This window comes from Mycobacterium hainanense (assembly GCF_041890355.1).
In the GTDB taxonomy this organism is placed as follows: Bacteria; Actinomycetota; Actinomycetes; order Mycobacteriales; family Mycobacteriaceae; genus Mycobacterium; species Mycobacterium hainanense.
Genome location: NZ_CP169059.1, coordinates 4,126,779 through 4,150,817 on the forward strand (window position 1 = coordinate 4,126,779; position 24,039 = coordinate 4,150,817).

The 24,039-nt window shown below is 69.3% G+C and carries 27 protein-coding genes and 1 pseudogene; 18 read left to right on the top strand and 10 right to left on the bottom strand.

What is annotated here, in order from left to right:
- Nucleotides 1–2: 2 nt before the first annotated feature.
- From ACEL92_RS19195 to ACEL92_RS19205, 3 genes are read left to right on the top strand one after another with little or no spacing between them, the layout of a single operon-like run.
- Nucleotides 3–1,565: a 1,4-alpha-glucan branching protein domain-containing protein gene (locus ACEL92_RS19195; RefSeq protein ID WP_374026281.1), complete on the top strand. Its 1,563-nt coding sequence runs from the start codon at nt 3–5 to the stop codon at nt 1,563–1,565.
- 13 nt (nt 1,566–1,578) lie between these two features.
- Nucleotides 1,579–2,823, top strand: a complete 1,245-nt coding sequence (locus ACEL92_RS19200) for a glycosyltransferase family 4 protein (protein ID WP_374022263.1) — start codon at nt 1,579–1,581, stop codon at nt 2,821–2,823.
- 9 nt (nt 2,824–2,832) lie between these two features.
- A complete protein-coding gene (locus tag ACEL92_RS19205) occupies nt 2,833–4,188 on the top strand; it encodes a TIGR01777 family oxidoreductase (protein ID WP_374022264.1) in 1,356 nt (451 codons plus the stop codon).
- A 40-nt stretch (nt 4,189–4,228) separates the two neighbouring features.
- Here the strand turns inward: ACEL92_RS19205 and ACEL92_RS19210 are convergent.
- The 8 genes and pseudogenes from ACEL92_RS19210 to ACEL92_RS19245 form a co-directional block, all read right to left on the bottom strand.
- Nucleotides 4,229–4,393: pseudogene (locus ACEL92_RS19210) on the bottom strand (NAD-dependent epimerase/dehydratase family protein); the annotation flags it as partial.
- Nucleotides 4,394–4,402: 9 nt separating this feature from the next.
- Nucleotides 4,403–5,080: a phosphodiesterase gene (locus tag ACEL92_RS19215; protein WP_374022265.1), complete on the bottom strand. Its 678-nt coding sequence runs from the start codon at nt 5,078–5,080 to the stop codon at nt 4,403–4,405.
- A gap of 57 nt (nt 5,081–5,137) precedes the next feature.
- Nucleotides 5,138–6,217, bottom strand: a complete 1,080-nt coding sequence (locus tag ACEL92_RS19220; protein WP_374022266.1) for a sulfate/molybdate ABC transporter ATP-binding protein — start codon at nt 6,215–6,217, stop codon at nt 5,138–5,140.
- 16 nt (nt 6,218–6,233) lie between these two features.
- Nucleotides 6,234–7,052, bottom strand: a complete 819-nt coding sequence (cysW, locus tag ACEL92_RS19225; protein WP_374022267.1) for a sulfate ABC transporter permease subunit CysW — start codon at nt 7,050–7,052, stop codon at nt 6,234–6,236.
- The gene (gene cysT, locus ACEL92_RS19230; RefSeq protein ID WP_374022268.1) at nt 7,049–7,933 is read right to left on the bottom strand and encodes a sulfate ABC transporter permease subunit CysT; all 885 of its coding nucleotides are present in this window, start codon (nt 7,931–7,933) and stop codon (nt 7,049–7,051) included. The genes cysW and cysT overlap by 4 nt, the downstream gene beginning before the upstream one ends.
- Nucleotides 7,930–8,967 carry a sulfate ABC transporter substrate-binding protein gene (locus ACEL92_RS19235; RefSeq protein WP_374022269.1) on the bottom strand — a complete coding sequence of 346 codons (1,038 nt, stop codon included), beginning with the start codon at nt 8,965–8,967 and terminating at the stop codon, nt 7,930–7,932. Before ACEL92_RS19235 ends, cysT begins: the two co-directional genes overlap by 4 nt.
- 469 nt (nt 8,968–9,436) lie before the next feature.
- Complete coding sequence (locus tag ACEL92_RS19240; RefSeq protein ID WP_374022270.1) at nt 9,437–9,982, bottom strand: hypothetical protein; 546 nt, start codon at nt 9,980–9,982, stop codon at nt 9,437–9,439.
- Nucleotides 9,983–10,068: 86 nt separating this feature from the next.
- Nucleotides 10,069–10,563, bottom strand: a complete 495-nt coding sequence (locus ACEL92_RS19245) for a MarR family winged helix-turn-helix transcriptional regulator (protein WP_374022271.1) — start codon at nt 10,561–10,563, stop codon at nt 10,069–10,071.
- Nucleotides 10,564–10,833: 270 nt separating this feature from the next.
- On the opposite strand from ACEL92_RS19245, the gene ACEL92_RS19250 reads away from it, so the two are divergent.
- From ACEL92_RS19250 to ACEL92_RS19290, 9 genes are read left to right on the top strand one after another with little or no spacing between them, the layout of a single operon-like run.
- Nucleotides 10,834–12,015, top strand: coding sequence for a polyprenyl synthetase family protein (locus ACEL92_RS19250; RefSeq protein ID WP_374022272.1), 1,182 nt, complete (start codon nt 10,834–10,836; stop codon nt 12,013–12,015).
- A 27-nt stretch (nt 12,016–12,042) separates the two neighbouring features.
- Nucleotides 12,043–13,575, top strand: coding sequence for a phytoene desaturase family protein (gene crtI, locus ACEL92_RS19255; RefSeq protein WP_374022273.1), 1,533 nt, complete (start codon nt 12,043–12,045; stop codon nt 13,573–13,575).
- On the top strand, nt 13,572–14,528 hold the full coding sequence (locus tag ACEL92_RS19260; protein ID WP_374022274.1) for a phytoene/squalene synthase family protein: 957 nt from the start codon (nt 13,572–13,574) through the stop codon (nt 14,526–14,528). Before crtI ends, ACEL92_RS19260 begins: the two co-directional genes overlap by 4 nt.
- Nucleotides 14,525–14,848 carry a lycopene cyclase domain-containing protein gene (locus ACEL92_RS19265; RefSeq protein WP_374022275.1) on the top strand — a complete coding sequence of 108 codons (324 nt, stop codon included), beginning with the start codon at nt 14,525–14,527 and terminating at the stop codon, nt 14,846–14,848. Before ACEL92_RS19260 ends, ACEL92_RS19265 begins: the two co-directional genes overlap by 4 nt.
- Nucleotides 14,845–15,156, top strand: coding sequence for a lycopene cyclase domain-containing protein (locus ACEL92_RS19270; RefSeq protein ID WP_374022276.1), 312 nt, complete (start codon nt 14,845–14,847; stop codon nt 15,154–15,156). The genes ACEL92_RS19265 and ACEL92_RS19270 overlap by 4 nt, the downstream gene beginning before the upstream one ends.
- Nucleotides 15,143–15,868 (top strand): class I SAM-dependent methyltransferase, encoded by a 726-nt coding sequence (locus tag ACEL92_RS19275; RefSeq protein WP_374022277.1) that lies wholly within the window; start codon nt 15,143–15,145, stop codon nt 15,866–15,868. The genes ACEL92_RS19270 and ACEL92_RS19275 overlap by 14 nt, the downstream gene beginning before the upstream one ends.
- Entirely contained in the window at nt 15,865–17,400 is a 1,536-nt protein-coding gene (locus ACEL92_RS19280) for an FAD-dependent oxidoreductase (protein ID WP_374022278.1), read from the top strand. Before ACEL92_RS19275 ends, ACEL92_RS19280 begins: the two co-directional genes overlap by 4 nt.
- A complete protein-coding gene (locus ACEL92_RS19285) occupies nt 17,397–18,407 on the top strand; it encodes a DUF5914 domain-containing protein (protein ID WP_374022279.1) in 1,011 nt (336 codons plus the stop codon). The genes ACEL92_RS19280 and ACEL92_RS19285 overlap by 4 nt, the downstream gene beginning before the upstream one ends.
- A gap of 12 nt (nt 18,408–18,419) precedes the next feature.
- Entirely contained in the window at nt 18,420–18,779 is a 360-nt protein-coding gene (locus ACEL92_RS19290; RefSeq protein ID WP_374022280.1) for a DUF2784 domain-containing protein, read from the top strand.
- Here the strand turns inward: ACEL92_RS19290 and ACEL92_RS19295 are convergent.
- Nucleotides 18,769–19,017 (bottom strand): hypothetical protein, encoded by a 249-nt coding sequence (locus ACEL92_RS19295; protein ID WP_374022281.1) that lies wholly within the window; start codon nt 19,015–19,017, stop codon nt 18,769–18,771. The genes ACEL92_RS19290 and ACEL92_RS19295 overlap by 11 nt on opposite strands.
- Before the next feature lie 102 nt (nt 19,018–19,119).
- Between ACEL92_RS19295 and ACEL92_RS19300 the strand changes: the two genes are divergently transcribed.
- The 6 genes from ACEL92_RS19300 to ACEL92_RS19325 all read left to right on the top strand — a co-directional run bounded on the left by ACEL92_RS19300 (nt 19,120) and on the right by ACEL92_RS19325 (nt 22,787).
- Entirely contained in the window at nt 19,120–19,413 is a 294-nt protein-coding gene (locus ACEL92_RS19300) for a lipopolysaccharide assembly LapA domain-containing protein (protein ID WP_374022282.1), read from the top strand.
- A gap of 170 nt (nt 19,414–19,583) precedes the next feature.
- Nucleotides 19,584–20,006: a hypothetical protein gene (locus tag ACEL92_RS19305; RefSeq protein ID WP_374022283.1), complete on the top strand. Its 423-nt coding sequence runs from the start codon at nt 19,584–19,586 to the stop codon at nt 20,004–20,006.
- 4 nt (nt 20,007–20,010) lie between these two features.
- Nucleotides 20,011–21,495: a DUF2867 domain-containing protein gene (locus ACEL92_RS19310; RefSeq protein WP_374022284.1), complete on the top strand. Its 1,485-nt coding sequence runs from the start codon at nt 20,011–20,013 to the stop codon at nt 21,493–21,495.
- Between the two features lie 12 nt (nt 21,496–21,507).
- Nucleotides 21,508–21,741, top strand: coding sequence for a DUF2945 domain-containing protein (locus ACEL92_RS19315; RefSeq protein ID WP_374022285.1), 234 nt, complete (start codon nt 21,508–21,510; stop codon nt 21,739–21,741).
- Nucleotides 21,728–22,063: a DUF3140 domain-containing protein gene (locus ACEL92_RS19320; protein ID WP_374022286.1), complete on the top strand. Its 336-nt coding sequence runs from the start codon at nt 21,728–21,730 to the stop codon at nt 22,061–22,063. The genes ACEL92_RS19315 and ACEL92_RS19320 overlap by 14 nt, the downstream gene beginning before the upstream one ends.
- Nucleotides 22,064–22,205: 142 nt before the next feature.
- A complete protein-coding gene (locus ACEL92_RS19325; protein ID WP_374022287.1) occupies nt 22,206–22,787 on the top strand; it encodes a MarR family winged helix-turn-helix transcriptional regulator in 582 nt (193 codons plus the stop codon).
- Here the strand turns inward: ACEL92_RS19325 and ACEL92_RS19330 are convergent.
- The gene (locus ACEL92_RS19330; RefSeq protein ID WP_374022288.1) at nt 22,784–24,034 is read right to left on the bottom strand and encodes a glycosyltransferase; all 1,251 of its coding nucleotides are present in this window, start codon (nt 24,032–24,034) and stop codon (nt 22,784–22,786) included. The two genes, ACEL92_RS19325 and ACEL92_RS19330, sit on opposite strands and share 4 nt — an antisense overlap.
- Nucleotides 24,035–24,039 lie beyond the last annotated feature (5 nt).

A 24,039-nucleotide genomic window follows, 5' to 3' on the forward strand; every position in this document is an offset into this window, starting at 1 on the left:
GCATGTTCACCCTGGTCCTGCACACCCACCTGCCGTGGCTGGCCCATCATGGCCGGTGGCCGGTCGGCGAGGAGTGGCTCTACCAATCGTGGGCGGCGGCGTATCTGCCGCTGATGCGGGTGCTGAGCACGCTGGCCGACGAGGACCGCGGCGGATTGATCACGCTCGGCGTCACCCCGGTGGTGAACGCGCAGCTCGACGACCCGTACTGCCTGGATGGCATGCACCATTGGCTTGCCAACTGGCGGCTGCGGGCCGCCGAGGCCGCCAGCGTCAGGTCCGCCGCGCGTTCGAAGTCGGCCAATTACCCGTCCTGCACGCCGGAAGCGTTGCGCACCTTGGGGATTCGGGAATGCGCCGAGGCGGACGGGGCGCTGGAGGACTTCGCCACCCGGTGGCGGCACGGCGCTAGTCCGCTGCTGCGCGGCCTGATCGACGCCGGCACGGTGGAGTTGCTCGGCGGCCCGTTGGCCCACCCCTTCCAGCCGTTGCTCGCGCCGCGGCTGCGCGAGTTCGCCCTGCGCGAGGGGCTGGCTGACGCGCAGTCGCGCCTCGGGGCGCGAAAAGGGCAGGGCCCCAGCGGGATCTGGGCGCCCGAGTGCGCCTATGCGCCCGGCATGGAGCGCGACTACGCCGCCGCGGGCGTCACCCACTTCATGGTCGACGGCCCGTCGCTGCACGGCGACACCGCGCTGGGCCGGCCGGTCGGCGACACCGACGTGGTCGCGTTCGGCCGCGACCTGCAGGTCAGCTACCGGGTGTGGTCGCCCAAATCCGGCTACCCCGGGCACGCCGCCTACCGCGACTTCCACACCTACGACCACCTCACCGGGCTGAAGCCGGCGCGGGTGACCGGCCGCAACGTGGCGTCGGAGGCCAAGGCGCCCTACGACCCCGAGCGCGCCGACCACGCCGTCGACGTCCATGTCGCCGACTTCGTCGACGTGGTCCGCAACCGGCTGACGAGCGAATCCGAGCGCATCGGGCGGCCCGCGCACGTGATCGCCGCCTTCGACACCGAGCTGTTCGGCCACTGGTGGTACGAGGGCCCGACGTGGCTGCAGCGGCTGCTGCGCGCCCTGCCCGCCGCCGGCGTGCGGGTGGGGACGCTGAGCGACGCCATCGCCGGCGGATTCGTCGGGCGCCCGGTCGCGTTGCCGCCCAGTTCGTGGGGCTCGGGCAAGGACTGGCAGGTGTGGGCCGGCGACAAGGTGGCCGACCTCGTCCAGCTCAACAACGAGGTGGTCGACACGGCGCTGAGCACCGTCGACAAGGCGTTGTCGCAGCGGGCCTCGCTGGACGGGCCGCTCCCCCGCGACCACGTGGCCGACCAGATACTGCGCGAGACCCTGCTCACCGTCTCCAGTGACTGGCCGTTCATGGTGAGCAAGGACTCGGCCGCGGACTACGCGCGGTATCGCGCCCACCTGCACGCGCACGCCACCCGCGAGATTGCCGGGGCGCTCGCGTCCGGGCGGCGGGACGCCGCCGCGCGCCTGGCGGAGGGCTGGAACCGCGCCGACGGACTGTTCGGCGCACTGGACGCGCGCAGGCTGCCCCGATGAGCCGGGCGGCCGCGTGAAGATCCTGATGGTGTCGTGGGAGTACCCGCCGGTGGTGATCGGCGGGCTCGGCCGGCACGTGCACCACCTCTCGACGGCGCTGGCCGCGGCCGGTCACGAGGTCGTCGTGCTGTCCCGCCGCCCCACGGGCACCGATCCCAGCACGCACCCGTCGTCGGACGAGGTGGTCGACGGTGTCCGGGTGATCGCCGCCGCCCAAGACCCGCACGAGTTCTCGTTCAGCACCGACATGATGGCTTGGACCCTGGCCATGGGCCATTCCATGACCCGTGAGGGACTGTCCGTGAAGAAGCGGGGCACCAACCGGCCGTGGCGTCCCGACGTGGTGCACGCGCACGACTGGCTGGTGGCGCATCCGGCGATCACCCTCGCTCAGTTCTACGACGTGCCAATGGTTTCCACCATCCATGCGACCGAGGCCGGGCGGCACTCCGGCTGGGTGTCCGGGGCGATCAGCCGTCAGGTGCACGCCGTCGAGTCGTGGTTGGTGCGCGAATCCGATTCGCTGATCACCTGTTCGGCGTCGATGGCCGACGAGATCACCGAATTGTTCGGGCCCGGCCTGGCCGGAATCACGGTCATCCGCAACGGCATCGACGCCGCGCGCTGGCCGTTCGCCGACCGCCGGCCGCGCACCGGCCCCGCCGAATTGCTCTACCTCGGTCGGCTTGAGTACGAGAAGGGTGTGCACGACCTGATCGCCGCCCTGCCCCGCATCCGGCGCACCCATCCCGGGACCACCCTGACCATCGCCGGGGAGGGCACCCAGCAGGAGTGGCTCGTCGAACAGGCCCGAAAACACCGGGTGCTCAAGGCAATTCGGTTCGTCGGCCACCTCGGCCATGCCCAGCTGCTCGCGGTCCTGCACCGGGCCGATGCCGCGGTGCTGCCCAGCCACTACGAGCCGTTCGGAATCGTCGCGCTGGAGGCCGCCGCGGCCGGCACGCCGCTCGTCACGTCGAACATCGGGGGCCTCGGCGAGGCGGTGATCAACGGACAGACCGGGGTATCGTGTCCGCCCCGCGACGTCGCCCGGCTCGCCTCGGCGGTGCGGGTCGTGCTCGATGATCCAGACGCCGCGCAGCGGCGCGCCCGCGCCGCCCGCGAACGGCTCACCTCGGCCTTCGACTGGAAGACCGTGGCCGGGGAGACCGCGCAGGTGTATCTCGCCGCCAAGCGCGGCGAGCGGCAGCCCCAGCCGCGGATGCCCATCGTCGAGCACGCCCTGCCCAACCGCTAACCTGCAGCGATGGGGCTGGAGTGGTCGAGCGTGGTCGACGCGCCGATCGGTGGCGTGTTCGCCTGGCACTCCAGGCCGGGCGCGTTCACCCGGCTCTCGCCGCCGTGGCAATCGATGCGGCTGGTGTCCGAGGCCGCCTCGCTCGAAGACGGGCGGGCGACGCTGGCGCTACCGGGCGGCCTGCGCTGGGTCGCCGTCCATCAGCCCGACGGCTACGACCCCCCGCGCCGCTTCGTCGACGCCATCGGCGGCGACGGGCTGGCCTCGCTGCCCGCCCGAATCGCTGTGCGCTGGCGGCACACCCACGACTTCGAGGAGGTCGGCGCCGGCCGCACCCGGGTCATCGACCGGGTGGACACGCCGGTGCCCGGCTCGTTGCTGCGGCCCATGTTCATCTACCGGCACCGCCAGCTGGCAGACGATCTAGGCGCCCACCGACTGGCCGCCGACAACGGGCTGGCCCCGGTGACCGTCGCCGTCACCGGGGCGTCCGGGTTGGTGGGTTCGGCGTTGACGGCGTTTCTGACCACCGGGGGCCATCGCGTCATCCGGTTGGTGCGCCGCTCCCCACGCGGCGACGACGAGCGACAGTGGGAGCCCGACGACCCCGACCCGGCAACCTTGGACGGGGTGGATGCCGTCATCCATCTGGCTGGCGCCTCGATCGCCGGCCGGTTCACTGAGAAGCATCGACGTGCCGTCCGCGACAGCCGGATTGGCCCGACCCGCCGCCTCGCCGAGGCGCTGGGCCGCGCCGCGCGCCGCCCGGCGGTGCTCATCTCTGCGTCGGCGATCGGATACTACGGGGCCGACCGGGGCGACGAGATCCTCACCGAGGACAGCGAGCGTGGCGACGGTTTCCTCGCCGACGTTGTCGCCGACTGGGAGGCGGCGGCCGCTGCCGCGGGGCAGTCCGGGGTTCGCGTGGTGTCGGTGCGCACCGGGATCGTGCAGTCCCCGCGCGGCGGCACGCTGAGGCTGATGCGCCCGTTGTTCAGCGCCGGTCTGGGCGGGCGGCTGGGCGACGGCCGGCAATGGCTGTCGTGGATCGGGATCGACGACCTGGTCGACATCTACCACCGCGCGCTATGGGACCCGACACTGTCGGGACCCGTCAATGCCGTTGCCCCGCAACCGGTTCGCAACAGCCAGTACACCGCGACGCTAGCGCGCGTCGTGCACCGCCCCGCGGTGCTGCCCGTGCCATCGCTGGGGCCGCGGGTGTTGCTCGGCGAGCAGGGCGCACGCGAACTGGCGTGCGCCAGCCAGCGTGTCCTGCCGCAGAAACTGACCGTGGCCGGGCACCGGTTCCGCCAGCCGGACCTCGAGCGGGCGCTGCGCCACCTGCTCGGCCAGGCCCGCTGAACTGCGCACGCGAAATGACCTTCGGGGCGCCGGGCTCGGCCAGGTCCAGTTGATGCCAGTCGGCGCGGGCGTACACCCCGTCCGCCGGTGGCTGCCTGCGGCTGACGCCGACGATGTCATAGTCGTGGCCGTCCTGAACCAGCCTGCCCAGCAGCGCCGTTCCCACATTGCCGCTGGCCCCGGTGATGACGATTCTCTTGGACACGGCGACCTCCTATTCCGCGTCTCTGCCGTGCCGGCTGCGCCGGTACGCGCGGGCGCGCAGATCGGCGAGCCACCGCGGGTGCAGGCTGACGCCGGGGGGCGTGTTGATCACCGGATCGAACGACACGTCCGCCGCCCGTTCGGGGTCGACGGCCCCGGTCAAGGTGAGCCGGCCCAGCGGCGTGAAATCGCCGCGGCCACAAGCTTGGTCGAGCGACACCTCGATACTGTCGTGCGCGAGGCGGTCGCGCACGCTGTCCAGCGACAGGCCCAGACCGTCGATGCGGCTGACGATCCGGGCCCTGAGCCACCAATTAACCCCCTGATAGTGCAGCGGCATCAGGGTGGTCAGCGTCTGATCGCTCCACGAGATTGCCGGGCGCAGCGCCAACGCCCGGGACAGCACCCCCGAGCCCGACGAGACGACCAGGATGTCCCATGGCCCGGTCCCCTGCGGCGGTGTGAGCCGGAAGGCCAGGCCGATGAAGTCGGGCAAGGCCCCCGGGGTGCCGCTGGCCTTCGACACCCGGGCGACAACCTCGGCCGACGGAATCGGCAGCCCCCGGCCCGCGGGTGCGGCCCGATCGATGGTGCCCTCCGCCAATACCCCTATCGGATGGAACAACCGCTTGCCCCGGATGGCGGAGCCCCACTGGAACGGCAATGCGACGAGATCGGAAACGCTCACCGGCGGCGGGTTCCCCTTTCCCCGCACCGGAAACGCGTCAAAAGCGCCGTACTCGGGTCACGCGGTGGTCAACGTGGTCTCGTCGTGGTCCGCGCCGCCGGCCGGCCGGGTGGCCGCGTGACCGATCGGCGGCACCCGCGTCGCTCGCACGTACACCGTGTCACCGTCGCGCAAGGCCAGCGCCTCGGCGTCGCCGCGGGTGATCTGGGCGGTGAAGGGTGCACCGCTGGCGGCGCTGGTCAACTCGACCCGCACCTCGAAGCCCAGCGTGACCACCCGGTCGACCGTGGCGGCCACGACGCCGACGGAAGCCGCGCTGCCGTCGCCGCCCGCGACCGCCATCTCAGGGTTGCGCCCCACGCGGATGTCGTGGGGGCGGACGAGGGCGCCGTTCAGTTCCGACACCGCACCTAGGAACGACATGACGAACGGGTTCGCCGGGGAGTCGTAAACGTCGCTGGGCGATCCGACCTGCTCGATGCGGCCCTTGTTGAGCACCGCGATCCGATCCGCGACGTCCAGCGCCTCGGTCTGGTCGTGGGTGACCAACACCGTGGTGACGTGCACCTCGTCGTGCAGGCGGCGCAGCCAGGCGCGCAGGTCCTCGCGCACCTTGGCGTCCAGGGCGCCGAACGGCTCGTCGAGCAGCAGCACTTGCGGGTCGACGGCCAGCGCCCGGGCCAGCGCCATGCGTTGCCGCTGACCCCCCGAAAGCTGATTGGGGTAGCGGCGGTGAAATCCGCTCAGCCCCACCACCTCCAGGAGGTAGTCGACCTTCTCCTTGATTTCGTCCTTGGGGCGTTTCCGGATCTTCAAGCCGTACGCGACGTTGTCGCGCACCGTCAGGTGCTTGAACGCCGCATAGTGCTGGAACACGAATCCGATGCCACGCCGCTGCGGCGGCACGTCGGTGACGTCACGGTCGCCGATCGTGACCGTGCCGCTGTCCGGCTGGTCCAGGCCGGCGATGGTGCGCAACAGGGTCGACTTGCCCGAACCGCTGGGACCCAGTAGCGCCGTCAGCGAACCGGTAGGTACGACGAAGTCCACGTGATCCAGCGCGACGAAATCGCCGTAGCGCTTGTAGGCATCGCGCACCGTGATCGCGTGGGTCTCGGTATTGCCGGCCTCGGTCATATGTACAATCTCCTTGTCACGCTTCAATTTTCGCGCGCGCCCGGCGCACCTGCAGAATCACTTTGACGATCAGGAATGTCACGGCGACTCCCATCATCAACGTCGACAGCGCGTAGGCGCCGTACTCCGCCCCCCGGTTGTAGCGGTCGTTGACCAGCAACGTCAGCGTCTGCGATTCGCCCGGCAGATTGGACGACACCATGATCACGCCGCCGAACTCTCCCAGGGTGCGTGCGGTGGTCAGCACGATCCCGTAGGTCAAGCCCCACCGAATCGACGGCAGCGTGATCCGCCAAAACGTCTGCCGCCAATTCGATCCCAGAGTGGCCGCCGCCAGCTCCTGCTCGATCCCCACCTCTTGAAGCACCGGCTGCACCTCGCGCACCACGAACGGCAGCGTGACGAAGATGCTGGCCAACACGATGCCGGGGGTGCTGAAGATGATCGTGACGCCGAGGTCTTTTTCGACGAAACCCAACACCCCGGCCGAGCCCCACAGCACGATCAGGGCCACGCCCACGATGATCGGCGAGACGGCGAACGGCAGATCGACAACCGTCTGCAGCACGCCCCGACCGCGGAATCGACTGCGCGCCAACAGGAGTGCGACCAGCACACCGAAGACCACATTCAGCGGGACGACAATCGCCACCACCAGCAACGACAGCTGCAGCGCCGATATCGCCGCCGGCGTGGTCACCCAGTCATAGAACCGAGGCAAACCGGGCCGAAAAGTCCGCCATACGATGATCGCCACCGGAGCGATCAGCATTACGCCCAAGTACGTCAGCACCGCGAATCGGGTCAGGTAGCGGCCCCAATTCACCTGACTCACGGCGCCTTCTCCTCGCGGCGGGCCCGGCGGCCACCGACGATCCGCAGAAGGAACAGCACCGCGAACGAGATCGACAACAGCACGATCGATATCGCGGCGGCGCCGGTCCGGTCGTCGTTCTCGATCAGCGCGCGGATCCACTGGGAGGACACCTCGGTCTTGCCCGGCACCTGACCGCCGATCGTGACCACCGAGCCGAACTCGCCGATACAGCGCGAGAATGCCAAGCCCGCACCGGATAGCAGCGCGGGAAGCAGAGATGGCAACACGATTGACGTGAAGATCTTCGGGCCGGTGGCGCCCAGTGACGCCGCGGCCTCTTCGGCGTCTCGGTCGATCTCGAGCAGCACCGGCTGGATGGCGCGCACCACCATGGGCAGTGTCACGAAGATCAAAGCGACCGTGACACCTGGCGGCGTGTGCTGCAGATGGACACCGACCGGGCTGTTCTTGCCGTAAAGCGCGAGCATTACCAGGCTGGTGACGATGGTCGGCAGGGCGAACGGCAGATCGATGATGGCGTCGATCACGCCTTTACCGATGAAGTCGTCGCGCACCAGCACCCAGGCGGTCGCCAGACCGCACACCAGATTGATGACCGTGACGACAACGGAGACCGTCAGCGTCACCCTGAAGGACTCCAGCGCGGCGTGCGAGGTGATCGCCAGCCAGAACGCCTGCCAACCTCCGCCGACAGCCTGCCAAGCGATCGCGGCCAATGGCATGAGCACGATCAGCGAGAGCCACAGGGTTGCGACCCCGACCTGGAGCGGCAGACTGCCGGAACGGGACCGCGGCACGGGCGACTCGGCCTGCCGCCCTCGGCGGGGAGCGAGTTCGGGCCGGATCGCCTCCGGTTCGGGGAGGACGGCGGTCGTCATCCGGTGGCCTTCAGATAGACCTTGGTTATGCTGCCGGTGCTCTTGTCGAACAGCTGCCTATCGACATCGGCCCATCCCCCGAGGTCCGTGATGGTCCAGAGTTTGACCGGAACCGGATAGAGGTCGCGGAACTTGTCCGCCACGGCCGGCTCGACCGGCCGGAAACCGGCCTCGGCCCATAGCCGTTGCGCCGCCGCGGTGTACTGGAAGTTCTTGAACGCGATCGCGCTGTCCAGGTGTGGACTCGTGGCGATTACTGCCAGCGGGTTCTCGATCTTGAAGGTCTGCGACGGCGTGATGTGTTCGACTGGTTTCCCTTGCCGCTCAACGGCGATGGCTTCGTTCTCATAACTGATCAGCACGTCGCCGCTGCCCTCGGCAAAGACGTCGGTGGCCAGGCGACCCGAACTTGGTCGCAGCTTCACGTGCTCGTGCACCAATCTGCTGATGAAGTCGATGCCGGCGCCGGCGTCCTTCCCCCCGCCGCTCTTGGCCGCGTACGGGGCCAACAGGTTCCATTTGGCCGAACCCGAACTCAGTGGGCTGGGCGTAACAACCTCAATGCCCGGCCGCAACAGGTCGTCCCAGTCCCGGATCTGTTTCGGATTTCCTTTCCGCACAACCAACGTCACTACCGAGCCGAACGGGATTCCCTTGGTGGCATCCTTGTCCCACTCCGCGGAGACCTTCCCGGCCTTCACCAGTCGGGTGATGTCCGGTTCGACCGAGAAATTCACGACGTCGGCCGGTTTGCCTTCGACGACCCCGCGGGACTGGTCGGCCGAGGCGGCGTAGGAGGCAACCACCTGCACCCCTCTGCCTTCCACGGAAGCGTTGAAGGCGGGAATGACCTTGCTCCAGCCGGGTTCGGGGACCGAGTAGGCGACGAGGGTGATCTTGGTGTTCGCGCTCGTCGGTCCCGTCCCGCCCACGGCGTCACTGGCACCCCCGCCGCAGGCGGTGACCAGCCCGCACAACAACGCGAGGGCGGCGCCTTGCCGCCGACGCTGCGCGCTGCCGGTGCGGTGGAGCATTGGGGGCCTTCCGTCGCGGGGATTCGATCCATGCGTCCCGTCGCGGCGGAAGGGACCTGGGAGGCATCACACGGTGATCGACTCCATACCGGGCCGCGCAACGGGCTCGAAGAGTCAGCGACAACAGTGCACGGGTACTGAGCAAACATCCTTTGCCACGCGCATGGGGGAAGCCTAACAAGGCACGCGCACCCCCGCGCTCGGCGACAATGGGGCGCACCGGCGCGACGGCCCGTAAGGGACTGAACGTTTCGGCAGACCCGGCCGCGTTAACTGATGCGTAACACCGACGCCGCGATCGGGGTTGCCCTCCTTCCCACCCCGGCTGGCCCCGCCGACCAGCAACCGCGCTCCACTCGGGCGCCGTACCGATCCAGAACGCGCAGGCCACGCCGTCGCAGCCCGCGACGGTGATCACCGGCTCCGCGACATCGTCGGCAAACGCCGGCGGCGTGGGGCCCAACCGCAACTACGACCGGGCGGCGCCCGGGTCACCACGGTGATGGAGTCGTTCCGCGGGAGCGGGCGTAAAAGTCACGGTGATGGAAATGAACTGGCCACCCGCCGGTCGACCATGCGTCGCTCCCCCGGGGGCTGCGGCTGCTGGTTTTGCGCGGCCGTCGACGTAAACCTGCTGCATCACCGCCTGCCAGGACTCCATCTCGGGCACCGATCCCCACATGCCTTCGAACAGCCCCACAATCACGGCCCCGTCGTCGGTCAGGGCATAGACCGGTCCACCGAAGTCACGGCTGTCGACGGCCGCGTCGGCGATGATGAACCGGCCGTCGCTGACGGAGCTGATCGATCCGCACCGCTGGCCGACCGACCGACGAAATTGGCACACCGGCAACCCCGGCTGCGCACGCAGGCCCGGGGAGGACTTCAGTTGCCTGCCGGTCGGCAACAGATCCGAAGCGGTCACGTCGGGGCCGAGCGCGATGACTTCGTATTCGACGGGTGACATCCCGCGATTCGCCGCGGCGTCATCGGCGGCCTGGCGGCGGGCGAGCACCACCTTCCCGACCGGGTTTCCGTCATGGTCGCTGACGTCCGTCTAAACCGCAGGGTGGGCGCGGCGACGTAGGGTGAAATCCCCGGTCACTCGCGGTCCACGTCCAGGTCGCCCTGGAATCGTCGCATGGCGTCGATCACGGCCCCGAGGACCCGGTGCGCCGCCATCAGGTCGGTGTCGGGGAGCTGCTCCAGGGCGAGGTGACTGTGGGCATCGAGCGGAGCGAAGAACGACCGGGCGGTAGCCAGTCCGGATTCGCCATGACGCAGGACGACCTTGCGTCGGTCGTCGGGGTGGGAGTCGCGCCGGATGTGGCCCGAGTCGATCAACCGATCGACCAGGTAGGTGATCGCCGAACCAGACAGCCCCATCCGTTGACTGAGGTCCCCCGAGGTCATCGGCCGCCCCGCGGTCTCTGCCACCATGATGTACATCAATGCCCGGAAATCATTGGGCCGCAACCGATGTAGCATCGCAAACTGTCGACCGATCTGGTCGGATTCGGTCGATATCTCCCGCAGATCCGCCGAGATCAGCGACTCGAGCGCTTCGCGGCGCAGGCGCTGCTCCTCAGCTTCCATAACCAACTGAGCATATCCGGTGAACCGCCATACAGTTCAGTTCGTTAATTGTTAATTGATTGAACTGAAGGTTGGGTGCCGACTAGGCCGCAGGACGAGCGATCACGGGGCGCTACGTACGACTGGCGTACCGGGAGTCGTTTAAGTAAGTTAATGTTTAAGTTATTGAAGGTGCTGGGTAAGTCGTTCGAGGTTGGCAAGGGCGGATCGGAGCGGGATCTCGGCGGCCGATGCGGCCGGTTTCGTGGCCGACAGCGGCGATGACGGCGTGTGTTTGAGCGGTCCCAGCCGGGGAATGCGAAGCCGTCCAGGAGGGAGCGCGTGGCGAAGATGGGTGCTTTGTCGTTGACACCCGCCACCGAGTCGCCGGCGGCCGCCGCGAGCTGGCCTGGCACCGCGGCCTTCGACGAGTGGCGCTCGCGCGTGCGGGATGGCGTTCTCGCCCACCTCGGCCATTTCGTCGAACCTCGACGCTCCCAATTGGACGACACCCGCGTCGACGCCGCCGGCGACATCCTGATCGCGTTCGCCTCCGGCGGCAAGTGCCTGCGGTCGACGTTCATGTACCTGGGGTGGCTCTGCGGTGCCGCCCCGGGCGAGGCGGCGCTGCGTGCGGCGGCCAGTTTCGAGCTGCTGCACGTGTTCGCGCTGCTGCAGGACGACGTGATGGACGGTTCGGACGAACGGCGGGGGCGCCCGTCGGCACACGTGCAATTCGCCCAATGGCACCGCGAACGCGGGTTGTCCGGCTCGTCGGGGCGGTTCGGTGAATCGGCCGCCATCCTGCTGGGTGACCTCTGCCTGATCTGGTCGGAGCAGATGCTGCGCGAGAGCGGTGTCGATGCCCGGCGGCTGCAGCGGGCGTGGCCCCGCTATGACACGATGCGCACCGAGCTGGCGGTGGGTCAGTTCGCCGACCTGACGAGCGATGTCCGGCGCATGCCTTCCCTGGAGGCCGTGCTGGACGTGGCGCGACGCAAGTCGGGCAACTACACGGTGCGGCGACCGTTGGAGATCGGCGCGGCGATGTCCGATTGCGACGATCGGACGCTGACCCAGCTCGGCCGCTACGGGGCCGCCGTCGGAGAAGCCTTCCAGCTTCGCGACGACATGCTCGGTGTCTTCGGCTCGCCGACGATCACCGGCAAGCCGGCCGCCGGGGACCTGTTGGAGCGCAAGGCAACCAGCGTCGTGGTGACCGCGCACCAGCTGGCCGATCCACCCACCCGGGCCGAACTGACCGAACTGATGTACGGCCCGTCCCTTGACGACGACGCGCTCGACCGATGCAAGGCGCTGATCGTGGCGACGGGGGCGGTCCAGATGATCGAGCAGATGATCACCGACCGGGTCGCATCCGCGCGGGAACACCTCGACGACACCTCGATCGACGAAGCCGTTCGCGCCGCGCTGGACGAAATGGCGGCCGCCTGCACGGATCGCGCCGAATGAGCGGCGAAAATTTGGGAGCATGCTGACATGCGGACCATCGAAGGACGCAGCGATCGCGTCGTCGTGATCGGGGCCGGCCTGGCCGGCCTGGCCGCCGCGCTGCACCTGGCCGGCCGCGGGCGCACGGTCACGGTGGTCGAGCGCCACCCCTGGCCGGGCGGACGCGCCGGCCGCCTCGACATCGAGGGCTACCGCATCGACACCGGGCCGACGGTGCTGACGATGCCGGACATCATCGACGAGACTTTCGCGGCCGCCGGACAGAGCCGGTCGGCCCGGCTGGAGTTGCTGCCGCTTGACCCGGCCTACCGGGCCGTGTTCGCCGACGGCAGCGCGCTCGAAGTGCACACCGACCCGGACCGGATGACCACCGCCGTAGAAGAGTTCGCTGGCTTCGGGCAGGCAGCGGGCTACCGGCGGCTGCGCGAGTGGCTGCAGCGGTTGTACAGGATCGAATTCGACGGGTTCATCGCCGCCAACTTCGACTCGCCGCTGTCGTTGCTCACTCCGCAGTTGGCGCGGCTGGCCGCGATCGGCGGCTTCCGCAAGTGGGATCGCGTGGTCAAACGGCATATCAGCGACCCTCGGCTGCAACGGGTATTCACGTTCCAATCCCTGTACGCGGGCGTGGCGCCGCGAAACGCTCTGGCCGTGTACGCCGTCATCGCCTACATGGACACCGTCGCGGGCGTCTTCTTCCCGCGCGGCGGCGTTCGCGCCCTTCCCGACGCGCTGGCCGCGGCCGCCACCGACGCGGGAATCGAATTCCGCTACAACGCAACGGTTACCGGGCTCGACCGCGCCGCCGGACGGGTCAGGGCGGTGCTGACGGATCGCCTGGACCCCATCCCGTGCGACGCCGTGGTGCTGACCACCGAACTGCCGCAGACCTACGAACTGTTGGGCCGCACACCGCGCCGCCCCGTGCGGCTGCGGCCGGCGCCGTCGGCGGTCGTCGCCCACCTGGGCTGCCGCCGCGTCCCTTCCGACACGGCTCATCACACGATTCTGTTCGGTGATTCGTGGGATCAGACCTTCACCGACATCATCCGCGACGGCCGCTTGATGCAGGATCCCTCGCTGCTGGTCACCCGCCCGACGGCGAGCGACCCGAGCCTGGCCCCGGACGGGCAGGACCTGCTGTACGTGCTCGCCCCGGCGCCCAACCTGGATCGCGGTCCCATCGACTGGGACACCGTCGGCGCCCGGTACGTCGACAGCCTCATCGACGAGGTCGCGGCGCGGCTGCTGCCCGGCCTGCCCGGTGACGCAACGGTATTGGACGCCATCACGCCCGCCGGCTGGGCGCGTCAGGGGATGGCCGCGGGCAGCCCCTTCGCGCTGGCCCACACCTTCGGGCAGACGGGCCCGTTCCGGCCGGCCAACATGGTGCGCGGCGTCGAAAACGCGGTGCTCGCCGGGTCGTCAACGGTGCCCGGCGTCGGTGTGCCGACCACGCTGATCTCGGGCCGGCTCGCCGCCGACCGCATCACCGGCCCCCGCGCCGGCCGGGCCAACCGGATGACGACCCACCACGACATGGGGGCCGGGCTGACATGATTCGCAGCGAACTGGACGCGGCCGGGATCGACGATCCGCGCCTGCGCGAGGGGTATCGGCGCTGCCGCGAACTCAACGCCGCGCACGGCCGCACCTTTTTCTTGGCCACCCGCCTGCTGGCACCCGACCAACGTCCGGCGGTGCACGCGCTCTACGGTTTCGCGCGCTACGCCGACGACATCCTCGACGACCTCGACCCCGGGCTGAGCGCCGACGTCCGTGGCATGCGCTTGCAGCAACTGGCCGACCAATTCTTCTCCGGCGGAGACCATCTCGACGACCCCGTGCTCGCCGCGGTCACCCACACCGCCCGCCGGTACCGCATCGACGCCGAGCTGTTCGACGACTTCCTGGCGTCGATGCGGATGGATCTGACCGTCACCGACTATCCCGACCGCGGTGCGCTCAACCTCTACATGCGCGGATCCGCCGAAGCCATTGGCCTGCAGGTGCTTCCGGTGTTGGGAACGGTGGCTCCGGTCGAGGAGACCGCGCCCTACGCCGCGGCGCTGGGCAGGGCGTTTCAGCTCACCAACTTCCTGCGCGACGTCGACGAGGACCTGTTGCGGCATCGGGTGTACCTGCCGGCCGACGAACTCGCCGCATACGGCGTGGATCGCGAGCTGCTGACCTGGTGCCACCGCAATCGCCGCACCGACCCGCGGGTGCGCGAGGCGCTGGCCGCCCAGCACGAGATCACCCGGGAGACTTACCGTTTCGCCGCTGTGGGCATCCCCATGCTGAGCCCGCGCTCCCAACCGTGCGTCGCGGCCGCGGCGGCGCTGTACTCCGAAATCTTGGACCGCATCGAAGAGAGTGGCTTCGCGGTGTTCAATCACCGGGCCACGGTCGGCAGAGCTCGACGCCTGCAGGTCGCCGGGATCGGGCTGATACGGTCGTGGCGGGCGCGCAATAGTTCGCCCGGCGTTTCCGATGCCCCGGGGGCAGCATGACCGATCGCTGGCAATATCTTCTGGTCCTGGCCGCCTGCCTGGCGATCACCGCGCCGCTGGAGTTCTTCGGTCCCGGCGTCTACCGCCAATGGCGGCGGCTGGTGAAGGCCGTCTTCCCCGTGGCCGTGGCGTTCCTGCTCTGGGACGAGATCGCCATCGCCGCGCACGTGTGGACGTACAACGGCGCATACATCACCGGCCTGGACATCCCGTTCCGGGTGCCGATCGAGGAGGCGCTGTTCTTCGTCGTCATTCCGATCTGCGCGCTGCTCACCTACAACGCCGTGAGCACGATCCTGGACAGGGTCACCCGGCGGTGACCGGCCTGGGTTATACCGTTCCGGCCGTGGCGTCGGTAATCGCGGTCTGCGCATTGGAATTGGCGGTCCTGCGCACCGGGCTGTTCCGGCGACCGGCCTACTGGTTGTCGATGCTGATCATTCTCGGGTTCCAGGTTCCGGTCGACGGTTGGCTGACCAAGCTCAGCTCCCCCATCGTCAGCTACGACCCCCGCCACATCACCGGGCTGCGCTTTCCGTTCGACATCCCGGTCGAGGATTTTTTGTTCGGCTTCGCACTGGCCACCGCGGTGCTGCTGGGATGGGAACGCCAGCGTGCGCATCGGTGAGGCCGGGCCGACCCCCGGCGAACTGGCGGCCGCCTTCGACGCCGGCGCGACGGCGTACGACCGGCTGGTCGGCGCCAGCCCCGGGTACCACAAGCAACTGCTGCTCTCCGCGCGCCGCATGCGAATACCCAATAGCGGCAAGGGCCTACGGCTGCTCGACGCCGGGTGCGGCACCGGCGCGTCGACGGCCGCGCTGCTGGCCGTGGCCCCGGACGCCGAGATCGTCGCCGTCGACGCGTCGCGGGGCATGCTCGACGCGGCGGCCGCGAAGGACTGGCCCCCGTCGGTGCGGTTCGTGCACACCCCCGTCGAGCAGCTGGCCGAGCACGGCATCACCGGCCCGTTCGACGGAATCCTGGCCGCCTACCTGATCCGCAACCTCGCCGACCGGGACGGCCAATTGCGGGAACTTCGGGCGATGCTGCGGCCCGGCGCCACGCTCGCGGTGCACGAGTACTCGGTGCGCGACTCCGCCACCGCCACCGGCATCTGGCATGCCTTGTGCTGGGGCATCATCATTCCCGCCGGATGGTGGCGCACCCGCGACGCGGCGCTGTACCGCTACCTGTGGCGCAGCGTGCTGGATTTCGACGGCGCGGCCCGATTCCGGGACCGCCTCTCCGATGCGGGTTTCACCGCGGTGCACAGCGAAACGATGCCCGGCTGGGAGGCCAACATCGCGCACACGTTCCTGGGGGACGCGCCGCTATGACGGCCCTCGGCACCGATCGTCGGCGCGAAACTTTACCCGCGTCAACCGGATTCCCGGACGCCGGCGCGCTGGCGTCGAGACCCCGGGTGGTCGTCGTGGGCGGTGGCATCGCGGGGCTCGCCGCCGCCACCGGCCTGGCCGAACGTGGCGTCGCCGTCGAGGTGATCGAGCGCGAGGAATACCTCGGGGGCCGGGTGGGCGGCTGGAGCGAGCGCGAAGACGGGACCGACCTCGCGATGAACCGGGGGTTTCACGCGTTCTTCCGGCAGTACTACAACCTGCGCGCCCTGCTCCGCCGCATCGAACCGCGGTTGCGGATGCTCACGCCCGTCGACGACTATCCGCTCATCGACGGAGCGGGCCGGCGCGACACCTTCCGGGGACTGCCGCGCACCCCACCGTGGAACGCGGTGGCCTTCGCCGCCCGCAGCCCGACATTCCGACTTCGCGATTTCCTCCAGATCGACGCCCGCGCGGCCGCGCCGCTGGCTGCCGTGTCGGTGCCCGCGATCTATGAGCGCCTCGACCACTTCGACGCCGCGACGTTCCTTAAGAGCATCCGATTCCCAGAGACGGCAAGACATCTGGCGTTCGAGGTGTTCTCCCGCAGCTTCTTCGCCGACCCTACGAAGCTTTCCGCCGCCGAGCTGGCGGCCATGTTTCACATCTACTTCCTGGGCTCGTCCGAGGGCCTGATCTTCGACGTCCCCACGTCCAACTACGACACCGCCCTCTGGCAGCCGCTGCGCCGCTACCTCGAAGGGCGCGGCGTCCGATTTCGGCTCGGCACCAGCGCCTCTCGCATCGAGACTCAGTCGGCGGAGTCGTTCCGGGTGCGGACGGATTCGGGTGATCACCTGGACGCGGACGCCGTGGTGCTGGCCACCGACGTGGCCGGCCTGCAGCGTGTCGTGGGGGCATCGACCGGCCTGGCCACCGGCCACTGGCGCGCACAGATCGCGCGGCTGCGGACCGCACCGCCGTTCGCCGTCCATCGGCTGTGGCTCGATCGCCCCGTCGCGGCGCAGCGGCCGGCGTTCCTGGGCACCGCCGGTCACGAGCCACTGGACAACATCAGCGTGTTGGAGCGCTACGAACGCCAGGCCGCCGAGTGGTCGCGTGCGCACCACGGTTCCGTCGTCGAACTGCATTCCTACGCCCTCGACGCCGCGCCGTCCCGCGCGGCGGCACTGCGCCAGCTGCGCAAGGTGTATCCGGAAACCGCGGCGGCGCAGATCGTTTGCGAGCGGCTGCTGCACCGCAGCGATTGCCCGCTGTTTGCGCCCGGCTCCTATGCGGACCGCCCGGAGGTGGTCACCCCCCAGCCGGGCCTGCTGTTGGCCGGCGACGCCGTCCGCGTCGACTTGCCGGTCGCGCTGATGGAGCGCGCCGCCACCACCGGTTGGTGCGCGGCGAACCATTTGCTGAGAGGATGGGGACTGGCCGGGCACCCATTGGTCACCGTACCCAGCCGAGGCCGATCGACCCTGTTGCGATGGCTCGCCACCCGCGAAGGATCCGCTCAACGATGAATACTCGCGCACAGCTTCACCACCTATGGCCGCGGCCGCGGCCCAAAGACTGGCCCCTGCAAGTAATTCCGCGCACGCCGTGGACCGCGCAACGCCCGACCTACCGCGAAGCGCAGCCCGCCATCATCGACGGCGCCCTGAAACGGGCTCAGGGCAGGCCCACCGGGAACTGGTTCGCATTCGCCGGCAGCGCCGACGTGCGTTCCGGGCGGCCGTTCGGCGCCCGGGTCGCCGGGGTCGACATCGTCGCCTGGCGCGACGACGAACACCGGCTCCGGGTCGGGCCGCGCGGCTGCCCCCACCTGGGGGCGGATCTGGCCACCGGGACGGTGCACCGCGGCACCCTGATCTGCCGCTGGCACGGACTGGTCCTGGACGGCCAGGCGCGCGAATTCGGATGGAGCCCGTTGCCCAGCCACGACGACGGCGTGCTGGTATGGGTGCGGCTCGACAAGGCCGGCGGCGAAGAGCCGTCGGCCGAACCGGTGATACCGGCCCGGCCGACCGGCGACACCCTGGCCGCCGTCGCCCGCATAGCGGGCGTGTGCGAACCCGCCGACATCATCGCCAACCGACTGGATCCCTGGCACGGCGCCTGGTTTCACCCGTATTCGTTCACCCGGCTCGAAGTGCTCACCACCCCAACCGAAACCGTCGATCGCTTCCTGGTGGCGGTGACCTTCCGCATGGGCCGCGTGGGCGTCCCGGTCGTCGCGGAATTCAGCTGCCCGGAGGCCCGCACGATCGTCATGCGCATCGTGGACGGCGAGGGAACCGGCAGCACGGTCGAAACCCACGCCACCCCAATAGGATTGGGACCCGACGGCCATCCTCGCACCGCCGTGCTGGAAGCCACCATCGCGCATTCGGACCGGCCGGGTTTCGCGCGGGCGACGCGGGTCGCCCCACTGATCACCCCGCTGATGCGCTTGGCGGCCAACAGGCTCTGGCGCGACGACCTCGCCTACGCCGAGCGCCGCTACCAGGTGCGCGCCGGCCTGGGCTGACGGGGCAGTGTCGTGCGGAAGGGGTACGTCGCCGCCGTCGTTGTGACCGTTGCCGTGCACCTCGCCTACCTGGTCTACGTGCCCGTCGGCGGCTTCCTCGCGCTGCGCTGGCCGCGCACGATCGCGCTGCACCGGGTGGCCGTGGCGTGGGGCGTCGCCGTCATCGCGCTCAAGCTGCCCTGCCCGTTGACGTCGGCGGAATCGTGGGCGCGCCGCCGCGCCGGCATGGACCCCCTACCCACCACCGGGTTCGTCGACCGTTATGTCGCGGGCCTGCTCGTGCCGTCCGGCCGCGTCGGTGTCGCGCAGTGGTTCGCCTTCGGGTGGGCCGCCATCTCGTGGGCCCTATTCGCACGGCGCGTCAGCCGTTGAGCCCGGGTTGTGCCGCCGGAACACCGGCGACCGCCGAATCCGTGACGGGCGGCGCGGCTTCGTGTCCCGGGCCACGGGACTTGCGCTGCCACAACGCCCAAGCGGCGACCGAAACCAGAATGGCCGAGAGGATCAGGGTGGGCCAGAGGGCCAGCTGCGCCAGCCACAAGTCGCGCTGCGCGCGCACCACCGTGCGCCGACCACGCCAGACGCGCCGCGGCATCTCCTTGACAGTCATCGCAGCCCTGATACCCCGGAACCGGCAAATCAAACCGCACGGCGCGAGAGGATTTCGAGCTTAAAGGGGTTTGACTCACGGCGTCGGCGGCTAGTCACCAGCATGAGCACTGAATCGCGCGTCCCCGCCGAGCCGTTATCCCGATCATTCACCCGGCTGGCGGCCGCCTGGTGGGCTCTCGTGGTAGGCCTGCTGATCCTGATCGTGCTGCTCATCTTCGTCGCGCAGAATACCGACTCGATAACCGTGCACTTCCTCGCTTTCCACTGGAATTTGCCGGTCGGAGTGGGCTACCTGCTGTCGGCGGTGGCCGGGGCCACCACCACGGTGCTCGTCGGGGCCGCCAGGATGATCCAACTGCGCAGAGCCGCCAAGAAACAACTCAAGGCGCTTTGACTACCGCCCTGCGCAAACCCCTTGCTTAACAAGCATTCCCGGTTACGGGCTGCTTGCGCGTCCGTGATCTGACCAATAACTTAAATATTAACTAAATTAATCCACCTCGGTCCCTCCCACCGATTCGGCTCAGGTCTGAACGGGAATGCCACGGCGACAGGGGAGGAACCATGAGCAACAACGGAACAACTGAGGCGGTCGCGCAGGCGGTGGGCAAAGTCACCGAGGCTCTGGAAACCGTCGAGCGAGCCCGGGGACACCTGTATTCGTTCCACCAGCTGACCGGGCGCGCTGACCTGCAACTCGACGAGGCGGTGGACCGGCTGACGGATCTCGGACACGCCGACCTGGCCCAACACATCAGCCAGGAACTCATCGGGCGCAACGTGTTACCGGGGCGGTGGAGCTTTCAGGTCGTCGATGACTACAACGACGGTTACTACCGCTGCTTCCAGGAGATCGAACGACTCGTGCGCGACCGGCTGACCGACGGGCGTCGTCATGTCCACGAAGCGCAGCTGAAGGAACGCCGGCGCACCGCGGGGCATCCGGCCCACACCGCCATCCCCCATGACCACCCGGCGAAGGAGTGAATTGATGCATTGCGTCGTGTTCGGCGCCACGGGATACCTGGGCACGCGGCTGATCCCCCAGCTGCTGGCGAGCGGGCACACCGTACGCGTGCTGGCCCGCGACCCCGCCAAGCTGGACGACGTCGCCTGGCGCGAACAAGTCGAGGTTGTTCGCGGCGACGTCATCGACACCGGCGCCGTCTGGCGGGCACTCGAAGGTCAGCAGGTCCTGTACTACCTGGTGCACTCGCTGATGCGCTCCGATTTCGTCGACTTCGACCAGCGCGCGGCCCGCAACGTCGCGGAATGCGCAAACCGGGCCGGCCTGTCGCGCATCGTCTACGTCGGCGGCATCACGCCCGACGGCCAGCAACTCTCCGACCATCTGGCCTCACGCGCCCAAGTGGGACGCCTACTGCGGATGTCGGGCGTGCCGACCGTGGAGTTCCGCGCCGCCGCCATCATCGGGGCAGGGTCGGCCAGCTTCGAAATGCTGCGCTACCTCACCGAGCGCCTGCCGCTGATCGTCGCCCCGCGCTGGCTGCGGACCTGCGTCCAACCGATCGCCGTGCGCGACGCGCTCCACTACCTGCTCCACGCGGCGGAGTTGCCCGCCGAGGTCGACCGGCCCTTCGACATCGGCGGACCCGACCGCTTCACCTACACGGAGATGATCCGCAAGTACGCCGTGATAGCGGGCCTGCCGCGGCGGCCCGCGGTGCCGGTGCCGCTGTTGAGCCCGAGGCTGTCCGCACCGTTCGTGGACCTGCTCACCCCGCTCCCGCGCCAGCTGGCGATGTCGTTGATGGAGTCGCTGGAAAACGACGTGGTGTGCGCCGACCACGATATCGCCCGTTACATCCCCGATCCCGAGGGCGGACTCACGCACTACGAGGAAGCCGTCGAACTCGCCCTGGCGCATGTGCGCGAACAGGACCTGCGCACCCGGTGGTCACGCGCCGACACCAACGGAGCGCCTTCCCAGCCGCTGCCGACCGACCCACAATGGTCCGGCGGATCGCTGTATGAGGATGTGCGCCAACGGGTTAGCCGCACGGACGCCGACACCCTGTGGCGTGCCATCCAGACCGCCGTCGCGGAGCGCAACTGGTCGGCGTTCCCGCTGGAATGGCCGCTGCGCGGCTGGATCAACGGCGCGCTCGGGGCCGTCCGGCCGCGACGCCGCCCGCTCGACGGACAGGAGTTGCACGAAGGCGAGGCCCTGGACTGGTGGCGGGTGGAACGCATCGACACCCCCCGTCTGCTCCGGTTACGCGCCGATATCCCCCTGCCCGGGCGTCTGTGGCTGGAGTTGTCGGCGAGCGCCGACGACAACGGCGGCTCCCGGTACCGCCAACGGGCGTTGTTCCAGCCGTATGGTCTTGCGGGGCAACTCTTTTGGAACGCGTCGGCACCGTATCGCGACGTGGTGTTCGGCGGCATCGCGCGCGACGTCACGGCGACGGCCCGTGGCGGCCTCATCCGGGAGGCGGATCCATCACATTGCTGAAAGGACAGCGACATGAGTGACAGGGAATTTCACCAGGGCGACAAGGTAGAGTGGAACAGCCACGGCAGCACCGTGCGGGGAACGGTGGAAGCCGAAATCACCTCCGACACCGAGGCCGCCGGACGCACCGTGCGGGCGTCCAAGGACGAGCCTCAGTACCAGGTCCGCAGCGACAAGACGGGCGCGGACGCGGTGCACAAGCCGGGCGCGCTTCGCCGGACGGAGAAGACCGATGGCCGACGATAGCGAGGACGCCACCTGGGACCGGTTCAAGAAGACGGTCAACATGACCGCCCACGAGCTGGAGAAATGGCTTGCCACCGAGGAGTCGCAGAGCGTGGGGCAGAAGCGGGGCGACGACGAGTCGACCGGGCATGCCAGCGGGCGCCGCATCGTCGCGATACTCAAGGCGAAAAGAAGCGAGCTGGGAGCCGACGACTACGCGCACATGCGCAAGGTCGTCGGTTACGCCAAGCGTCACCTGGCCCAGCGCCCCGAGGGCAACATCAGCGAGAGCGCTTGGCGGTACTCGCTGATGAACTGGGGTCACGACCCGTCGAAGTCCTGAAGCGCCGACGCGGTCCGCTTTGCGCTCGCGCGTTCACCTGTCAATTCGGTATGAATGCGGGACACTTAGCGGGGCTCGCGGGCCCGCGTGCGGCGGTCGCCGATACGCTGGTCGGCGAATCTCGCAAGAAGGACCCCGATAAGTGACGAAGCGCGGCGCCGCAGACCGGCGAATGGACCGAGCCGAACTCGAAAAATTGATGTCGGCCGACATGCGCGCGCTCACAGCGCAATCGGACCGCATCGGCCGACACTTCGCCCGCCAGCATGACGTTGGTGGCACCGACTTGCACGCCTTGTTGCACATCATGGTCGCCGAGACGGCCGGAACGCCGCTGACGCCGGCGCAGTTGCGGCACCGCCTGGACGTGTCGCCCGCCGCCATCACGTACCTGGTCGACCGGATGATCGACTCCGGCCACCTGCGGCGCGAGCCGGATCCCGTCGACCGGCGCAAGACGCTGCTGCGTTACGAGGAATCGGGCATGGCCCTGGCCCGCTCGTTCTTCACCCCACTCGGCGCGCACCTGCACGAGGCCCTCGCCGACATCCCCGACCGCGATTTGACCGCCGCACACCGCGTTTTCCAGGCGATGATGGCGGCGATGTCCACCTTCGAATCGCAACTCGCCGCGCCAGATTCCCAACCGACGGAGCCTGAGGGAAAGCCCGAGCGCACCCGGGGCAGGCGTCGAGCGGTGCACACCGGCGACCAAGCCGGCTAGGACACCGACCGCCGGGCCGCGGAACCAAGCACCCGCTGCTCGATGAGCTCGGCCCCGCGCCGCACCCCGCCCGTTGCAGCGAATCCGGCGGCCACCCGACGGGCGCCGTCCGTCATCGTCATCGCCGCGCGCACCTTCGCCCGCAACCGCGCGGGCGTGAGGCTCTTGGCCGCCAGCCGGGTGCCGCAGCGCGCGACCTCCACACGCCGGGCGACTTCCGCCTGGTCGCGCGCGAACGGCACGACACAGACCGGCACGCCGCGGTCGAGGGCCTTCAGCGTCGTGCCCATCCCGCCATGCGTGATGGCGCACGTGGCTCGCTGCAAGAGGGCCCCATGCGGGACGAAACGGCAGATGGTCGCGTTGGCCGGCCTGGGGAGGTCCGGCGGGATACCGGCCGGAAACGTCGCCACCACGTGGACCGGCTCGTCGGCCAGCGCCCGCAACGCGATTCGTCCGAGCGCTGCATCGGGCTGCCTGATCGACGAGGTGTTCACCAGGACCACCGGTCGGTTGATGTCAGCGACCCAATCCGGTGTGAACGCCTGCGCGGGCTCGAAGACGCAGGCGCCGATGTGGTGAACCAGCCCGGCCCACCCCGGGTGAGGATACTCGAAGGGCTGACCGCCGACGGCCAGCAACAGCGGCGCCCGCCGCACGAAGTCATCGACCGACACGACGGGCGACACTCCCAGATTGGCGCGAATTGTGTTGAGGCGCGGCACCATTGGCCGGTCGAACAAGTGCCGGACGATCGGCCGCACCGAGGCGTCACGCAGTTCACCCAAAATGCCCGGCAACGGGCGCAGGCCGGGACCGAACGGCGGCACCCCGCGGGACCGCAGGTACGGCGTGAAGGGTGAGAACACCAGCCACGGGGTATCGGCCGCCTCCGCGGCCGACATGGCCCCCCAGCAATTCGCGTCCACGATCACCGCGTCCGGCCGCACGGCGGACACCGCACGTCGCAAGTCCTCGACTTCGAGCGCCGCGCGCCGGCACAGCACGTCGATGGTTAACTTGAGCACTCCCAAGGCGTTTCTGGCGCGCCAGTCCTCACCGACGATCGACTCGATCGCCGGGTTGACCGGCTCCGCGTGGACGCCGACCGCGCGCATCGTCGCGACGCCACCCGCCATGGTGCGCGCGTGCACCTCGTGACCGCGGCCGGCCAGCTCGGCCAGCAGCGCGCCTGCCGGCAACAGGTGCCCCAGGGCCGGCGACCCGTAGGCCAGTATCACCGCCATGTCGC

Coding starts and splice junctions, on each gene's coding strand:
- ACEL92_RS19220 (WP_374022266.1), bottom strand. CDS start 6,217: ATGACCGAGGCCGGCAATACCGAGACCCACGCGATCACGGTGCGCGAT.
- cysT (WP_374022268.1), bottom strand. CDS start 7,933: ATGACGACCGCCGTCCTCCCCGAACCGGAGGCGATCCGGCCCGAACTC.
- ACEL92_RS19260 (WP_374022274.1), top strand. CDS start 13,572: ATGATTCGCAGCGAACTGGACGCGGCCGGGATCGACGATCCGCGCCTG.
- ACEL92_RS19280 (WP_374022278.1), top strand. CDS start 15,865: ATGACGGCCCTCGGCACCGATCGTCGGCGCGAAACTTTACCCGCGTCA.
- ACEL92_RS19330 (WP_374022288.1), bottom strand. CDS start 24,034: ATGGCGGTGATACTGGCCTACGGGTCGCCGGCCCTGGGGCACCTGTTG.
- ACEL92_RS19235 (WP_374022269.1), bottom strand. CDS start 8,967: ATGCTCCACCGCACCGGCAGCGCGCAGCGTCGGCGGCAAGGCGCCGCC.
- ACEL92_RS19285 (WP_374022279.1), top strand. CDS start 17,397: ATGAATACTCGCGCACAGCTTCACCACCTATGGCCGCGGCCGCGGCCC.
- ACEL92_RS19300 (WP_374022282.1), top strand. CDS start 19,120: ATGAGCACTGAATCGCGCGTCCCCGCCGAGCCGTTATCCCGATCATTC.
- ACEL92_RS19195 (WP_374026281.1), top strand. CDS start 3: ATGTTCACCCTGGTCCTGCACACCCACCTGCCGTGGCTGGCCCATCAT.
- ACEL92_RS19305 (WP_374022283.1), top strand. CDS start 19,584: ATGAGCAACAACGGAACAACTGAGGCGGTCGCGCAGGCGGTGGGCAAA.
- ACEL92_RS19295 (WP_374022281.1), bottom strand. CDS start 19,017: ATGACTGTCAAGGAGATGCCGCGGCGCGTCTGGCGTGGTCGGCGCACG.
- crtI (WP_374022273.1), top strand. CDS start 12,043: ATGCGGACCATCGAAGGACGCAGCGATCGCGTCGTCGTGATCGGGGCC.
- ACEL92_RS19245 (WP_374022271.1), bottom strand. CDS start 10,563: ATGGAAGCTGAGGAGCAGCGCCTGCGCCGCGAAGCGCTCGAGTCGCTG.
- ACEL92_RS19205 (WP_374022264.1), top strand. CDS start 2,833: ATGGGGCTGGAGTGGTCGAGCGTGGTCGACGCGCCGATCGGTGGCGTG.
- ACEL92_RS19320 (WP_374022286.1), top strand. CDS start 21,728: ATGGCCGACGATAGCGAGGACGCCACCTGGGACCGGTTCAAGAAGACG.
- ACEL92_RS19310 (WP_374022284.1), top strand. CDS start 20,011: ATGCATTGCGTCGTGTTCGGCGCCACGGGATACCTGGGCACGCGGCTG.
- ACEL92_RS19265 (WP_374022275.1), top strand. CDS start 14,525: ATGACCGATCGCTGGCAATATCTTCTGGTCCTGGCCGCCTGCCTGGCG.
- ACEL92_RS19315 (WP_374022285.1), top strand. CDS start 21,508: ATGAGTGACAGGGAATTTCACCAGGGCGACAAGGTAGAGTGGAACAGC.